This is a genomic window from Paraperibacillus esterisolvens (assembly GCF_046237625.1).
In the GTDB taxonomy this organism is placed as follows: domain Bacteria; phylum Bacillota; class Bacilli; order Bacillales; family DSM-1321; genus Paraperibacillus; species Paraperibacillus esterisolvens.
The window spans coordinates 114,053-129,529 of sequence record NZ_CP143545.1; the positions used below are offsets into that span (position 1 = coordinate 114,053).

General features: G+C 45.5%; 13 protein-coding genes and 1 other annotated feature. All 13 genes read left to right on the top strand.

Annotated elements, in window-relative coordinates; genetic code table 11:
* The first annotated feature begins 15 nt into the window (after positions 1–15).
* Positions 16–198, top strand: a complete 183-nt coding sequence (gene secE / locus V1501_RS00595; protein WP_409290968.1) for a preprotein translocase subunit SecE — start codon at positions 16–18, stop codon at positions 196–198.
* 218 nt (positions 199–416) lie between these two features.
* Positions 417–950: a transcription termination/antitermination protein NusG gene (gene nusG / locus V1501_RS00600; protein ID WP_409290969.1), complete on the top strand. Its 534-nt coding sequence runs from the start codon at positions 417–419 to the stop codon at positions 948–950.
* 179 nt (positions 951–1,129) lie between these two features.
* Positions 1,130–1,555: a 50S ribosomal protein L11 gene (gene rplK, locus V1501_RS00605; protein WP_026693309.1), complete on the top strand. Its 426-nt coding sequence runs from the start codon at positions 1,130–1,132 to the stop codon at positions 1,553–1,555.
* 114 nt (positions 1,556–1,669) lie between these two features.
* On the top strand, positions 1,670–2,371 hold the full coding sequence (rplA, locus tag V1501_RS00610) for a 50S ribosomal protein L1 (protein ID WP_409290970.1): 702 nt from the start codon (positions 1,670–1,672) through the stop codon (positions 2,369–2,371).
* 43 nt (positions 2,372–2,414) lie between these two features.
* Positions 2,415–2,559, top strand: a sequence feature (ribosomal protein L10 leader region).
* A gap of 35 nt (positions 2,560–2,594) precedes the next feature.
* Positions 2,595–3,095, top strand: a complete 501-nt coding sequence (gene rplJ, locus V1501_RS00615; protein WP_409290971.1) for a 50S ribosomal protein L10 — start codon at positions 2,595–2,597, stop codon at positions 3,093–3,095.
* A 61-nt stretch (positions 3,096–3,156) separates the two neighbouring features.
* The gene (rplL, locus tag V1501_RS00620) at positions 3,157–3,522 is read left to right on the top strand and encodes a 50S ribosomal protein L7/L12 (protein ID WP_409290972.1); all 366 of its coding nucleotides are present in this window, start codon (positions 3,157–3,159) and stop codon (positions 3,520–3,522) included.
* A gap of 105 nt (positions 3,523–3,627) precedes the next feature.
* A complete protein-coding gene (locus V1501_RS00625) occupies positions 3,628–4,242 on the top strand; it encodes a class I SAM-dependent methyltransferase (protein ID WP_409290973.1) in 615 nt (204 codons plus the stop codon).
* Between the two features lie 309 nt (positions 4,243–4,551).
* Positions 4,552–8,115 (top strand): DNA-directed RNA polymerase subunit beta, encoded by a 3,564-nt coding sequence (gene rpoB, locus V1501_RS00630; protein ID WP_409290974.1) that lies wholly within the window; start codon positions 4,552–4,554, stop codon positions 8,113–8,115.
* A gap of 58 nt (positions 8,116–8,173) precedes the next feature.
* Positions 8,174–11,773 carry a DNA-directed RNA polymerase subunit beta' gene (gene rpoC / locus V1501_RS00635; protein ID WP_409290975.1) on the top strand — a complete coding sequence of 1,200 codons (3,600 nt, stop codon included), beginning with the start codon at positions 8,174–8,176 and terminating at the stop codon, positions 11,771–11,773.
* Between the two features lie 175 nt (positions 11,774–11,948).
* Positions 11,949–12,197, top strand: coding sequence for a 50S ribosomal protein L7ae-like protein (locus V1501_RS00640; RefSeq protein ID WP_409290976.1), 249 nt, complete (start codon positions 11,949–11,951; stop codon positions 12,195–12,197).
* Between the two features lie 101 nt (positions 12,198–12,298).
* A complete protein-coding gene (rpsL, locus tag V1501_RS00645; RefSeq protein ID WP_409290977.1) occupies positions 12,299–12,721 on the top strand; it encodes a 30S ribosomal protein S12 in 423 nt (140 codons plus the stop codon).
* A 47-nt stretch (positions 12,722–12,768) separates the two neighbouring features.
* Complete coding sequence (gene rpsG / locus V1501_RS00650; protein WP_409290978.1) at positions 12,769–13,239, top strand: 30S ribosomal protein S7; 471 nt, start codon at positions 12,769–12,771, stop codon at positions 13,237–13,239.
* A gap of 45 nt (positions 13,240–13,284) precedes the next feature.
* Entirely contained in the window at positions 13,285–15,363 is a 2,079-nt protein-coding gene (gene fusA, locus V1501_RS00655; protein ID WP_409290979.1) for an elongation factor G, read from the top strand.
* Positions 15,364–15,477 lie beyond the last annotated feature (114 nt).

Sequence of the window (15,477 nt, forward strand, 5' to 3'; positions counted from 1 at the left end):
GAGGTTATTACATTCATGCAGCGCATAACTGAGTTTTTTCGCGGCGTAGGCCGTGAAATGAAAAAGGTAAGCTGGCCAAAGCGCAAAGAGCTCACATCATATACGATCACGGTTCTTAGCACCATCGTTTTCATGGCTATTTTCTTTGCAGTGGTTGACTTGGGGATTTCAAAGTTAATTCGTTTAATACTTGAATAAGTTAGTGTAAATAATGGTATAATGGTGATACATTCATATTCTTCTTAAAAAAGCCCGCGAGACGGGTTTTTTAATTTGGGTAAATTTTTTTTATGTGCATGTAGATTTGGTCAGTGAGTCATGAAGATAATCACAGCAGCGGACAGCAGTCTTTTGTTTATCTGCATAAATGTAAAACTTAAGGTATTAGGGAGGGAAGGACACTTAGTCCTACTGAGATGGAAAAGAATTGGTATGTAGTCCACACCTACTCCGGTTATGAGAATAAGGTGAAGGCGAATCTTGAGAAGCGTGTTGAAACCATGGCGATGCAAGATAAGATCTTCCGGGTAGTGGTTCCTGAAGAAGAAGAGACAAGCATAAAAGACGGCAAGAAGAAAACTGTAAAAAAGAAAGTATTCCCAGGCTATGTGCTGGTTGAAATCATCATGACTGATGATTCCTGGTATGTGGTCCGCAATACACCTGGCGTAACCGGGTTTGTAGGCTCGGCGGGTTCCGGCTCAAAGCCGACTCCGTTGCTGCCTGAAGAAGTAGTGACCATCCTCAAGCATATGGGTATGGAAGAGCGACGGGTGGATGTCGATTATACGCTCGGCGAGAAGGTCCAGGTTAAGGAAGGTCCATTCGCTACCTTTGTCGGCTCAATCGAGGAAATCGACAAAGACAAATCGAAGCTTAAGGTTCTTGTCAATATGTTCGGCCGGGATACTCCGGTAGAACTGGATTTTGAACAGGTAGAGAAAATATAAACTAAAATAAACTTGAAATCATTTTGAAAAAGTGGTAATATTTCAAAGGTCAGTATGTCTCATTTAATGAGACCTGAACCATAAGACTAAATTCTTTATTCATAATATAAAGAATCCAGATGAGTGGGAGGGTTCCATAACCCATATACCACATCACGGACGATAAGGAGGTGTGTCTCGTGGCTAAAAAAGTAATTAAACTAGTAAAACTGCAAATCCCTGCAGGTAAAGCTAACCCAGCGCCGCCAGTTGGTCCTGCACTTGGTCAAGCCGGTGTTAACATCATGGGTTTCTGTAAAGAGTTTAACGCTCGTACAGCAGATCAAGCTGGTCTTATCATTCCGGTAGAAATCACGGTATTTGAGGACCGTTCATTTACATTCATTACGAAAACTCCGCCCGCTGCAGTTCTTCTTAAGAAAGCGGCTGGTCTAGAGTCTGGTTCTGGTGAACCAAATCGTAAGAAGGTTGCAACAGTCAAGCGTGATACAGTACGTGAGATTGCTGAAACTAAAATGCCTGACCTGAATGCAGCTAGCGTTGAATCTGCTATGCGCATGGTCGAAGGTACTGCTCGCAGTATGGGTATTGTCATTGAAGACTGATCCATATAAGATGTAAAGGTGTTTCTTGAGGGTTGCGGTGTTGTCAAAGATGCTCGCAACCTTTATTCGTGGGAGGTTATTCCGCTAAAACCACATTATAGGAGGACAATTAAAATGGCTAAAAAAGGCAAGAAGTATCTAGAAGCTGTAAAGCTTGTAGACCGTACAAAAGCATATTCAGCTGCTGAAGCTGTTGAACTTGTAAAACAAACAAACACAGCTAAGTTTGATGCAACTGTTGAGGTTGCTTTCCGTCTGGGCGTAGACCCTAAGAAAGCTGACCAGCAAATCCGTGGAGCAGTTGTGCTTCCAAACGGAACTGGTAAAACTCAGCGTGTATTGGTATTCGCTAAAGGTGAAAAAGCAAAGGAAGCAGAAGCTTCTGGCGCTGATTTCGTAGGCGATACTGATTACATCACCAAAATTCAGCAAGGCTGGTTTGATTTCGATGTGATCGTTGCAACTCCAGACATGATGGGTGAAGTTGGTAAGCTTGGACGCGTATTGGGTCCTAAGGGCTTAATGCCAAACCCTAAAACTGGAACTGTTACTTTCGATGTAGAAAAAGCAGTTAAAGAAATCAAAGCTGGTAAAGTGGAATACCGTGTTGACCGTCAGAGCAACATCCACGTTCCAATCGGGAAAGTTTCTTTCGACAACGAAAAACTTCTTGAAAACTTCACCACGATCTATGATACTTTGTTAAAAGTTAAGCCGGCGGCTGCTAAAGGGACATACATGAAGAATGTATCTGTCACTTCTACAATGGGCCCTGGTGTGAAGGTTGACGCTTCTTCTTTCACAGCTTCAAAATAAAGTTGACAACCTAAGAAATATTTAATATACTATTTCTTGTTGAAAATAAAATACATTTGTACCGAAGACAGCAGGTGCATCCAATGCTTAATTTTCCTGCCGAGGTAAATTCGATATATTAGTCACTGACTAAAACGAACTTACTGCCTCCATGTCTTCTCTGATATGGAGGCTTTTTCATTGGTATGAATCGTGTTTGACAAATCTTACAGGAGGTGTCTAGATGAGCAGTGCTGTTGAACAAAAGAAACAAATCGTAGAGGATATTGCCGGTAAATTCAAAGCAAGTAAATCTACTATCATTGTTGATTACCGCGGCTTGACCGTTGCGGAAGTAACAGAGCTTCGTAAGCAGCTGCGTGAAGCTGGCATCGAGTTCAAGGTTTTCAAAAACTCCATGACTCGCCGTGCCGCTGAATCTGTAGAGCTTGGCGGATTGAATGAATCCCTTACTGGCCCTAACGCAATCGCGTTCAGTAACGAAGATGTTGTTGCACCAGCGAAAATCCTTAACGATTTCGCTAAAAAACACGAAGCGCTTGAAATCAAAGCGGGTGTTATCGAGGGGAACCTTGCTACAGTTGAAGAAGTTAAAGCTCTTGCTGAACTTCCATCTCGCGAAGGACTTCTTTCTATGTTGCTTAGCGTGCTTCAAGCACCTATCCGCAACCTTGCTCTTGCTGCAAAAGCTGTTGCAGACCAAAAAGAAGAACAAGGCGCATAAGCTGATCCTGGCTTTCGGCTGAATCAAATAAAAAAACATATACTCAAGGAGGAAATAAGTAATGACTAAAGAACAAATCATTGAAGCGGTTAAATCCATGACTGTTTTAGAACTTAACGATCTTGTAAAAGCTATCGAAGAAGAATTCGGCGTAACTGCTGCAGCTCCTGTAGCTGTAGCTGGCGGAGCAGGCGGCGGAGACGCAGCTGCTGAGCAGACTGAATTTGATGTTGTCCTGACTAGCGCTGGCGACCAAAAAATCAAAGTTATCAAAGTTGTTCGTGAAATCACAGGCCTTGGTCTTAAAGAAGCGAAAGAACTTGTTGATAACACTCCTAAAGCAGTTAAAGAAGGAGCTTCTAAAGAAGAAGCTGAAGAAGTTAAAGCTAAGCTTGAAGAAGTTGGCGCTAACGTCGAAGTTAAGTAATATTGCATAAAAAGAGAGCCCGCTTTTAAAGCGGGCTTTTTTTAACACCAAAGCTTGGTGTTGAATCCTCAAGCTTTAAATCTTTCTATGTGAGGGTGAAACTAGATGGGCGATCACTATTTTACACACAACCCGAATGCCGAAAGCAATCCGAAAACCTGGACGTTCACCTTGAGGGGAAGGGAGTTCCGCTTTAAGACAGATACCGGTGTCTTCTCCAAGAATGAAGTGGATTTCGGCTCGAGGCTGCTGATCGAAGCCTTTGTACCCAATGAGGATGTTAAAGGCAGACTGCTTGATGCCGGGTGCGGCTATGGACCGATCGGCCTGACCGTTGCGCCTGATGTTGATGACGCTGTTGTCCATATGATTGATGTGAATGAAAGGGCATTAATGCTCGCAAAAGAAAATGCCGCTCTTAACAAGATCGGCAATGTGGAAATATATCAAAGCGACAGGCTGCTTGGTGTGAAGGAAACCGGGTTCGCTTCGATCCTGACAAACCCGCCTATACGCGCGGGCAAGAAGATTGTACATGATATCCTGGAGCAGTCTTTTGAAAAGCTGGCGGATAAGGGCGAGCTGTGGGTGGTTATCCAGAAAAAGCAGGGAGCTCCTTCGGCGATGGATAAGATGGAAGAGTTATTCGGGAATGTAGAAACCGTGGATAAAAAGAAGGGGTACTACATCCTGCGCTCTAAAAAAGGACGCCAGGAATAGGTTTAAAACGAGGCAATATGAAAAAAGTCCTTTAAAAGGTTTGACTGGGAAAAATGGCTATGATAATATTATTTAATGCATATATATAATTTCCCTCATTATGCATACTCTCTTTATTATTATAGTATAAAAAGTGCTTTTGTGGGAAAAAATATATTGATAATAGTTTGTTTTTTTGAAAATGCGGTTTTTAAAATAGAAAACCCTTTTTCTTTTTTTGTCTGTGAGTTAACAGCTACATAGGCATGCTTATATCGCTTAACAGGCGAAGATTTACACTTATAATGCTTTATTTGAGGGGTGAATCAGTTGACAGGTCAACTAGTTCAGTATGGACGACACCGCCAGCGCAGAACTTATGCAAGAATCAGCGAGGTTTTAGAATTACCGAATCTTATCGAGATTCAAACCTCCTCTTACCAATGGTTTCTTGATGAGGGCTTAAGAGAAATGTTCCAGGATATTTCTCCTATCGAGGACTTTACAGGCAACCTTTCGCTAGAATTCATTGATTACAGTCTCGGAGATCCGAAGTATTCAGTGGAGGAATCCAAGGAGCGCGATGTTACGTATTCTGCTCCGCTACGCGTGAAAGTACGTCTGGTAAACAAGGAAACAGGCGAAGTAAAAGACCAGGATGTTTTCATGGGTGACTTCCCGCTAATGACTGAGACAGGCACTTTCGTCATCAATGGTGCAGAACGTGTCATCGTTTCTCAGTTAGTGCGTTCTCCAAGTGTCTACTTTAGCGGAAAGTTAGACAAGAATGGGAAAAGGGGCTATACAGCCACTGTCATTCCAAACCGCGGGGCTTGGCTTGAGTATGAAACAGATGCTAAGGATGTTGTTTACGTAAGGATCGACCGTACAAGGAAACTTCCGGTCACTGTCCTTCTTCGTGCACTCGGGTTTGGCTCTGATCAAGAAATCATCGATTTGATTGGCGATAATGAATATATCCGCAATACGCTTGAAAAAGACAACACAGAAAGCACCGAAAAGGCATTGCTTGAGATCTACGAGCGTCTCCGCCCAGGCGAGCCGCCGACTGTAGAGAATGCAAAAAGCCTTCTCGTTTCCAGATTCTTTGATCCAAAAAGATATGATCTTGCTAATGTTGGACGCTATAAGATCAACAAAAAGCTTCATATTAAAAACCGCCTGTTCAATCAGCGTCTGGCCCAGACTCTGGCTGACCCTGAAACAGGAGAGATCATCGCTGAAGCGGGCACTCTGCTTGACCGCAGGAATTTAGACCGCATCATTCCATTCCTTGAAAAAGGAGTGGAGTTCAAGTCTTTCAACCCTGTCAGCGGAGTAGTAGATGAAGATATTCTCATGCAGATAATCAAAATTTATGCACCGGCCGATGCAGAAGGTGAAAAAGTCATCAATGTAATAGGGAATGCTTATGTAGAAGAACAGGTGAAGAATATCACGCCTGCCGACATCATTTCTTCAATCAGCTATTTCTTCAACCTGCTGCATTCAGTAGGGGACACTGATGACATTGACCATTTAGGAAACCGCCGCCTGCGTTCTGTAGGAGAACTTCTGCAAAACCAGTTCCGGATCGGTCTTTCCCGTATGGAACGTGTTGTTCGTGAAAGGATGTCCATCCAGGATACGAACACAATAACACCTCAACAATTAATTAATATCCGTCCAGTTATCGCTTCCATTAAAGAGTTCTTCGGAAGTTCCCAGCTGTCGCAGTTCATGGACCAGACGAACCCTCTTGCTGAATTGACGCACAAACGCCGTCTATCTGCACTAGGGCCAGGCGGACTGACCCGTGAGCGTGCCGGCTTTGAAGTGCGTGACGTCCATTATTCACATTACGGCCGCATGTGTCCGATTGAGACTCCTGAGGGACCAAACATCGGTTTGATCAACTCCCTTTCAAGCTTTGCGAAGGTAAACCGTTTTGGCTTCATTGAAACACCCTACCGCCGTGTGGATCCTGAAACAGGGAAAATCACCAGCAGAATCGACTATATGACTGCTGATGAGGAAGATAACTATGTTGTAGCCCAGGCGAATGTGCTGCTTGATGAATCAGGTGCATTCGTTGAGGAAGATATCATTGCACGTTTCCGCGGTGAGAATACCGTTGTAAAACGCGACCGTGTAGATTACATGGATGTATCGCCTAAGCAGGTTGTTTCTGCGGCGACTGCCTGTATCCCGTTCCTTGAAAACGATGACTCCAACCGTGCCCTCATGGGAGCGAACATGCAGCGTCAGGCTGTTCCGTTGATGCAGCCTGAAGCACCGATTGTTGGAACAGGCATGGAGTATGTGTCTGCAAAAGACTCGGGTGCCGCTGTCATTTGTAAACACGAAGGAATCGTCGAGCACGTCGAATCCAGGGAAGTCTGGGTAAGACGCGTGAAGGAAGTAGACGGGCAGGAAGTAAGGGGAGACCTTGACAAGTACAGAATGCTTAAATTCATTAGATCCAATCAGGGAACCTGCTATAACCAGCGTCCGATCGTAAGTGTCGGCGACCGGGTGACAAAGGGAGAAATCCTTGCTGACGGACCATCGATGGAAAAGGGCGAACTTGCACTTGGACGAAATGTACTGGTAGCTTTCATGACTTGGGACGGCTACAACTATGAAGATGCCATCATCATGAGCGAACGTCTTGTAAAAGACGATGTATATACTTCTATCCATATTGAAGAATATGAATCCGAATCTCGTGATACCAAGCTCGGGCCGGAAGAGATCACAAGGGATATTCCAAACGTCGGCGAGGATGCACTCCGCAACCTAGACGAGCGCGGAATCATCCGTGTAGGCGCCGAAGTTAAAGACGGCGACCTGCTTGTAGGTAAAGTAACTCCTAAGGGTGTTACAGAGCTTACAGCCGAGGAAAGACTTCTTCACGCAATCTTTGGTGAAAAAGCACGTGAAGTGCGGGATACATCGCTTCGTGTTCCTCACGGCGGCGGCGGCATCGTACTCGATGTCAAAGTCTTTAATCGTGAAGACGGCGATGAACTTCCTCCAGGCGTCAACCAGCTTGTCCGTGCCTATATCGTACAGAAGCGTAAGATTTCCGAGGGAGACAAAATGGCGGGACGCCATGGTAACAAAGGGGTAATCTCCCGGATCCTTCCGGAAGAAGATATGCCTTTCATGCCAGACGGCACGCCAGTCGACATCATGTTGAATCCGCTGGGTGTACCATCACGTATGAACATCGGGCAGGTGCTCGAACTCCACCTTGGAATGGCCGCAAGATATCTGGGGATCCATGTTGCTTCTCCTGTATTTGACGGAGCGAGGGAAGAGGATGTATGGGGCACGATCGCAGAGGCCGGCATGGCGAATGACGCCAAGACAGTCCTGTACGACGGCCGCTCCGGCGAACCGTTTGATAACAGAGTCTCTGTTGGTGTCATGTATATGATCAAGCTTGCCCACATGGTTGATGATAAGCTGCATGCACGTTCAACTGGACCTTACTCGCTTGTTACACAGCAGCCGCTCGGCGGTAAAGCCCAATTCGGCGGACAGCGCTTTGGGGAGATGGAGGTTTGGGCACTTGAAGCTTATGGTGCTGCATATACACTCCAGGAAATCCTTACAGTCAAATCCGATGATGTCGTGGGCCGTGTGAAAACATACGAGGCAATCGTCAAAGGTGAAAACGTACCTGAACCAGGAGTGCCAGAATCATTCAAGGTACTTATCAAAGAGCTTCAAAGCTTAGGTATGGATGTCAAAATCATGTCTGGTGAAGATAAAGAGATCGAAATGCGCGACCTTGATGATGAAGAAGAACTGAATCAAGCAGACTCGCTTACAATTGATACGGACCCAAAAGCACCTGAATCAGAAACAGTAGGCACCAAAGAGTAAAACAGCTTCGGAAATGCAATAAGGGTAAAACCTGGAGATTAAGAGGGAGGTAGGCCCCTTGATAGACGTTAATAATTTTGAGTATATGAAAATTGGTTTAGCTTCTCCTGACAAGATCCGTTCTTGGTCATTTGGGGAGGTCAAAAAACCGGAAACCATCAACTATCGTACTCTAAAACCTGAAAAAGACGGGTTGTTCTGTGAACGTATCTTTGGTCCTACAAAGGACTGGGAATGTCATTGCGGAAAGTATAAAAGAGTCCGTTATAAAGGTGTAGTCTGTGACCGATGCGGCGTAGAAGTCACCCGTGCAAAAGTACGGCGCGAGCGTATGGGCCATATTGAGCTTGCTGCACCTGTATCTCATATCTGGTATTTCAAAGGGATTCCGAGCCGTATGGGACTTGTCCTTGACATGTCCCCAAGGGCCCTTGAGGAAGTCATCTACTTTGCTTCTTATGTAGTAACCGAAACAGGTGATACTGCACTGGATAAAAAGCAGCTGCTTTCTGAAAAAGAATACCGTGCATACCGTGAAAAATACGGCAGCAAATTCCAGGCAGCAATGGGAGCAGAAGCGATCAAGAAGCTTTTGCTTGATATAGACCTGGATAAAGAAGTGGACTTCCTTAAAGAAGAGCTTAAAACCGCCCAGGGGCAGAGACGTACCCGTGCCATCAAAAGGCTCGAAGTGCTCGAAGCCTTCAGGAACTCTGGTAATGAGCCTTCCTGGATGATCCTCGATGTCCTGCCTGTCATCCCGCCGGAACTGCGTCCTATGGTGCAGCTCGATGGCGGCCGTTTTGCCACATCTGACTTAAACGATCTGTACCGCCGGGTTATCAACCGGAACAACAGGCTGAAGCGCCTTCTGGACCTGGGTGCACCAAGCATCATCGTCCAGAACGAAAAGCGTATGCTTCAGGAAGCTGTCGATGCTTTGATCGATAACGGAAGAAGAGGCAGGCCTGTTACCGGACCGGGTAACCGTCCGCTCAAATCCCTTTCTCACATGCTGAAAGGAAAGCAGGGGCGTTTCCGTCAAAACCTTCTTGGGAAGCGTGTTGACTACTCCGGCCGTTCTGTTATTGTCGTAGGTCCGAACCTGAAGATGTACCAGTGCGGACTTCCTAAGGAAATGGCGATCGAGCTGTTTAAGCCGTTTGTCATGAAGGAATTGGTCGGCAAAGGGCTGGCACATAATATCAAGTCGGCCAAGCGGAAAATTGAACGTCTCCAGCCTGAAGTATGGGATGTGCTGGAATCAGTCATCAAGGAGCACCCGGTTCTTTTGAACCGTGCACCGACTCTTCACAGGCTTGGAATCCAGGCGTTTGAACCGACACTTGTGGAAGGCCGTGCCATCAGGCTCCATCCGCTCGTGTGTACAGCGTACAATGCCGATTTCGATGGTGACCAGATGGCGGTCCACGTGCCGCTGTCATCTGAAGCACAGGCTGAAGCACGCCTGCTCATGCTTGCTGCACAGAACATCCTGAATCCTAAAGACGGGAAACCGGTTGTTACTCCATCACAGGATATGGTACTGGGTAACTATTACCTGACTATGGAACGTGAAGGCGCAAACGGTGAAGGCATGATCTTCAAGGATACAAGCGAAGCGATCCTTGCTTATCAAAATGGATATGTACACCTGCATACACGTGTCGCTGTCCATGCCGGCTCGCTTAAGAACCAGACGTTCACAGAAGAACAAAACAGCAAGCTGCTGCTGACGACTGTCGGAAAATTGATCTTTAACGAAATTCTTCCTGATACATTCCCGTACCTGAATGAACCGACAAAATCCAATCTTGAGGAAAAAACTCCAGAGAAGTATTTTGTTGAAAAAGGGCAGGATGTCAGAGAAATCATTAAGGCTCAGCCTGGCGTTGATCCGTTTGTTAAAAAGTTCTTAGGAAATATCATCGCCGAGGTATTCAAGCGATTCAAGATTACTGAAACCTCTAAGATGCTTGACCGCATGAAAGATCTTGGATTCAGGCACTCAACAAGGGCGGGAATCACCGTTGGTGTAGCTGACATTGTTGTACTTGCTGAGAAGAAACAGATCATTGAAGAAGGTCAATCTAAAGTAGATAACGTACTGAAGCAGTTCAGACGCGGTCTGATCACTGAAGAAGAACGCTATGATAGAGTCATTTCGATCTGGAGCGGGGCGAAGGATGCCATTCAGGCCAAGCTGATGCAGTCCCTGAATAAGCGGAACCCAATCTTCATGATGAGTGATTCCGGCGCCCGTGGTAATGCGTCCAACTTTACGCAGCTTGCTGGTATGCGCGGACTCATGGCCAACCCGGCCGGCCGGATCATTGAATTGCCGATCAAATCCTCTTTCCGAGAAGGATTGACGGTTCTTGAATACTTCATTTCGACCCACGGTGCCCGTAAAGGTCTTGCAGATACGGCGCTTAAAACAGCTGACTCCGGTTACCTTACAAGACGTCTTGTCGATGTTGCCCAGGATGTCATCGTACGCGATGACGACTGTGGAACAGACCGAGGCCTGCTGATCGGCGCCCTGAAAGACGGAACAGAAACAATCGAGCACCTTGAGGAACGTTTAATCGGCCGTTATGCAAGAAAGCCGATCAGGCATCCTGAAACAAATGAAGTCATTGTTGCAGAAAATGAATTGATAACTGAAGACCTGGCTAAATATGTGGAAGATGTAGGCGTCCAGCAGGTATGGATCCGCTCTGCGTTCACATGTAACACACGCCACGGTGTATGTAAGAAATGTTATGGCCGTAACCTGGCAACTGGAGAACAGGTGGAAGTTGGAGAAGCAGTCGGAATCATCGCTGCACAATCCATCGGTGAACCTGGAACACAGCTTACCATGCGTACATTCCATACCGGCGGTGTTGCCGGGGATGACATCACCCAGGGTCTCCCTCGTATCCAGGAATTGTTTGAGGCCCGTAACCCTAAGGGTCAGGCAATCATTTCCGAAATCGACGGAACAGTTACAGCAATCAACGAAATCAGAGACAAACAGCAGGAAATCACTATACAGGGCGAAGTTGAATCCCGTTCTTATGTTGCTCCATATACCGCGCGCCTAAAAGTCGCAGTAGACTCGAAGGTAATCCGCGGCCAGGAACTGACGGAAGGATCCATCGACCCTAAAGAGCTTCTCAAGATCAGAGATGTACTGTCTGTCCAGGAATATCTGCTGAAAGAAGTCCAGAGAGTCTATCGTATGCAAGGGGTAGAAATCGGCGATAAGCATATTGAAGTTATGGTCCGCCAGATGCTCCGCAAAATCCGTGTATTGGATGCGGGAGAATCAAGCGTGCTTCCAGGCACACTGCTTGATATCCACCAATTCACAGATGCAAACGAAAAGGCGCTGCTTGAAGGCAAAATGCCTGCAACAGGACGTCCTGTACTGCTTGGTATCACCAAAGCATCACTTGAAACCGACTCATTCCTATCTGCTGCATCCTTCCAGGAAACCACAAGGGTCCTTACGGATGCCGCAATTAAAGGAAAACGTGATGAATTGCTCGGCTTGAAAGAAAATGTTATCATCGGAAAACTTGTTCCTGCAGGAACAGGGATGGCCCGCTACAGAAAGGCTGCACCGGTTTTAACAGAAGATTCGAGTGAAGAAACAGTTTCGGTTGATTGATAAAAACGGCCGGTAATCCATTTACCGGCCTCTTTTTTAAGAAAGTCTGGTAAAGCATCCTATACACAGGGACAGCTGCTGAAATATTTTCCGAAGTATAGTTGACATCTAATATAAAAGGATGTTACTATAGCAAAGGTGCTCCTATAATACCTGTTGCTTTGGAGGATATATCATGTCTTATGAAAAAGTGCAGAATGCAAATTCAGTGATTGTAGGAACAAAACAAACAGTTAAAGCTGTAAAGAACGGGCTTGTATCAGAAGTAGTGCTGGCGGCTGACGCTGATCCTAAGGTGAAGGCGAAGGTTTTAGAAGCTATTAAAGAACATAACGTTCCGGTACACCATGTAGATTCCATGCAAAAGCTTGGCAAGGCATGCGGAATTGAAGTGGGCGCTGTGACTGTTGCAATTAAAAAGTAAAACTGTTTTTGTAGAAAACTACAAAAACTTTGTTTTTGCCCATTTACGAACCACCTGGATGTGTGGGTCTAGAAATGAATATGCGAAGGGAGGAAAAATAAATGCCTACTATTAATCAATTAATACGTAAGGGACGCGAGACTAAAGAGGAAAAGTCTAAATCCCCGGCGTTGAATAAAGGCTATAACAGCTTTAAGAAAGCACAGACTAACGTATCATCTCCACAGAAACGCGGTGTATGTACTCGTGTTGGTACTATGACACCTAAGAAGCCAAACTCAGCGCTTCGTAAATACGCTCGTGTGCGTTTGACTAATGGCATCGAGGTAACTGCCTACATCCCTGGGATTGGACACAACCTGCAAGAACACAGTGTTGTACTTATCCGCGGCGGACGTGTAAAGGATTTACCGGGTGTGCGTTATCACATCGTTCGTGGTGCGCTTGATACAGCTGGTGTTACAAACCGTATGCAAGGCCGTTCAAAATACGGTACTAAGCGCCCTAAAGCTCCAAAGAAATAATTTATAAGAAATAAAAACTTTGTAACTTGTTGAAAGGAGGAAATAAGATGCCACGTAAAGGACCTGTATCTAAGAGAGACGTTTTACCTGATCCGCTTTACAATTCAAAGCTTGTTAGCCGTTTGATTAACAAGATGATGGTTGATGGACAGCGAGGTAAGTCTCAAAAAATACTTTACTCTGCATTTGATATCATTCAAGAACGTTCTGGCAAGGAGCCAATGGAAGTATTCGAAGCTGCTCTTAAAAACATTATGCCAGTATTGGAAGTAAAAGCACGCCGTGTAGGTGGAGCGAACTACCAAGTACCTATCGAGGTGCGTCCAGACCGCCGTACAACACTCGGTCTTCGCTGGTTAGTGAACTATTCCCGTCTTCGTGGAGAAAAAACCATGGAAGAGCGTCTAGCTAATGAAATCCTTGATGCTGCTAACAGCACTGGAGCTTCCGTGAAGAAACGCGAAGATACACACAAAATGGCTGAAGCCAATAAAGCATTCGCTCACTATCGCTGGTAAGATCATTAAAAACATTCTATTTACAATAGGAAGGAGAAAGACCCAATGGCAAGAGAGTTCTCCTTAGAAAACACTCGTAATATCGGTATCATGGCACACATCGATGCCGGTAAAACAACGACAACAGAGCGTGTTCTTTATTACACTGGCCGTATCCACAAGATCGGTGAAACTCACGAAGGTGCATCTCAGATGGACTGGATGGAGCAGGAGCAGGAGCGTGGAATCACTATTACATCCGCTGCTACAACTGCACAGTGGAAAGGGCACCGCGTAAACATCATTGACACTCCGGGACACGTAGACTTCACAGTTGAGGTTGAGCGTTCACTGCGTGTACTTGATGGAGCTGTAGCTGTACTTGATGCTCAATCAGGTGTTGAGCCTCAGACAGAAACAGTTTGGCGCCAGGCTACTACTTATGGCGTACCGCGTGTTGTATTCGTAAACAAAATGGACAAAATCGGTGCAGATTTCCTTTACTCTGTAAAGACAATCCACGACCGTCTTCAAGCTAACGCTCACCCAATCCAGTTACCAATTGGTGCGGAAGATGAGTTTGAAGCAATCATTGACCTGGTTGAAATGAATGCTGTATTCTACGGCAATGACCTGGGAACTGATATTGAAGTTCGTGAGATTCCTGAAGAGCATATGGACCTTGCACTTGAATACCGTGAAAAGCTAGTGGAAGCTGTTGCTGAACTAGATGAAGAATTGATGGAGAAATACCTTGGCGGAGAAGAGCTTACAAAAGAAGAATTGAAAGCTGCTATCCGTAAAGGTACTGTAAACGTAGAATTCTATCCGGTAATCTGTGGTTCTGCCTTTAAAAACAAAGGTGTCCAGCTGATGCTTGATACAGTTATTGACTATCTTCCATCTCCAGTGGATGTACCATCTATCAAAGGTACTCTTCCAGATACAGATGAAGAAGTAACTCGTCCTTCAAGCGACAGCGAGCCATTCTCTGCACTTGCTTTCAAAGTTATGACCGACCCTTATGTTGGTAAACTAACATTCTTCCGTGTATATTCTGGTACATTGAACTCAGGTTCTTACGTGCAGAACTCTACTAAAGGAAAGCGTGAGCGTGTAGGACGTATCCTGCAGATGCATGCTAACTCCCGTGAAGAGATCTCTCAGGTATACGCAGGAGACATCGCGGCAGCTGTAGGTCTAAAAGACACTACTACTGGTGACACTCTATGTGATGAGAAAAACCTTGTTATCCTGGAATCCATGGAATTCCCTGAACCGGTTATCTCTCTATCCATCGAGCCTAAATCAAAAGCTGACCAAGATAAAATGACTACTGCTCTTCAAAAACTACAAGAAGAAGATCCTACATTCCGTGCACACACTGACCAGGAAACTGGACAGATCATCATTGCCGGTATGGGTGAGCTTCACTTGGATATCCTTGTTGACCGTATGCGCCGTGAGTTCAAAGTTGAAGCCAACGTTGGTGCTCCACAGGTTGCATATCGTGAGACTTTCCGTGAAACTGCTGCAGTTGAGGGTAAATTCGCCCGTCAATCCGGTGGGCGCGGTCAATTCGGACACGTTTGGATCGAATTCTCACCAAACGAAGAAGGTAAAGGATTTGAATTTGAGAACGCAATCGTGGGTGGGGTTGTTCCACGTGAATACATCCCTGCTGTACAAGCTGGTCTTGAAGACGCTCTTGATAGAGGTGTTCTTGCTGGATTCCCGCTGGTTGACGTTAAAGCAAAACTTTATGACGGTTCTTACCATGATGTTGACTCCTCAGAAATGGCATTTAAAGTAGCTGCGTCACTTGCTCTTAAGAATGCTGCTTCTAAGTGTAAGCCAGTCATCCTTGAGCCAGTCATGAGGGTAGAAGTAGTAATCCCTGATGAATATCTTGGAGATATCATGGGCGATGTAACTTCTCGCCGTGGACGTGTAGAAGGAATGGAAGCGCGCGGAAACGCACAAGTTGTTAAAGCGTTCGTTCCACTTTCTGAAATGTTTGGTTATGCAACGTCCCTACGTTCTAACACGCAGGGCCGCGGGGTATTCTCCATGCACTTCGACCACTACGAAGAAGTTCCAAAGTCTATCTCTGAAGAAATTATCAAAAAAAATAAAGGTGAATAATTGATTTTCACCTTGCATTAAAGTATAACTACTTATGTAAGCTGTGAAAGTGGGTGTCTTGCTGCTTTCATAGCACCATACTTAATACAAAATATAATTTTAGGGAGGCAAATT

What these genes read in the sequence shown, in the direction of transcription:
- secE (WP_409290968.1), top strand. Translation starts at nt 16, where the DNA reads ATGCAGCGCATAACTGAGTTTTTTCGCGGCGTAGGCCGTGAAATGAAA.
- fusA (WP_409290979.1), top strand. Translation starts at nt 13,285, where the DNA reads ATGGCAAGAGAGTTCTCCTTAGAAAACACTCGTAATATCGGTATCATG.
- V1501_RS00625 (WP_409290973.1), top strand. Translation starts at nt 3,628, where the DNA reads ATGGGCGATCACTATTTTACACACAACCCGAATGCCGAAAGCAATCCG.
- V1501_RS00640 (WP_409290976.1), top strand. Translation starts at nt 11,949, where the DNA reads ATGTCTTATGAAAAAGTGCAGAATGCAAATTCAGTGATTGTAGGAACA.
- nusG (WP_409290969.1), top strand. Translation starts at nt 417, where the DNA reads ATGGAAAAGAATTGGTATGTAGTCCACACCTACTCCGGTTATGAGAAT.
- rpsG (WP_409290978.1), top strand. Translation starts at nt 12,769, where the DNA reads ATGCCACGTAAAGGACCTGTATCTAAGAGAGACGTTTTACCTGATCCG.
- rpsL (WP_409290977.1), top strand. Translation starts at nt 12,299, where the DNA reads ATGCCTACTATTAATCAATTAATACGTAAGGGACGCGAGACTAAAGAG.
- rplA (WP_409290970.1), top strand. Translation starts at nt 1,670, where the DNA reads ATGGCTAAAAAAGGCAAGAAGTATCTAGAAGCTGTAAAGCTTGTAGAC.
- rplJ (WP_409290971.1), top strand. Translation starts at nt 2,595, where the DNA reads ATGAGCAGTGCTGTTGAACAAAAGAAACAAATCGTAGAGGATATTGCC.
- rplL (WP_409290972.1), top strand. Translation starts at nt 3,157, where the DNA reads ATGACTAAAGAACAAATCATTGAAGCGGTTAAATCCATGACTGTTTTA.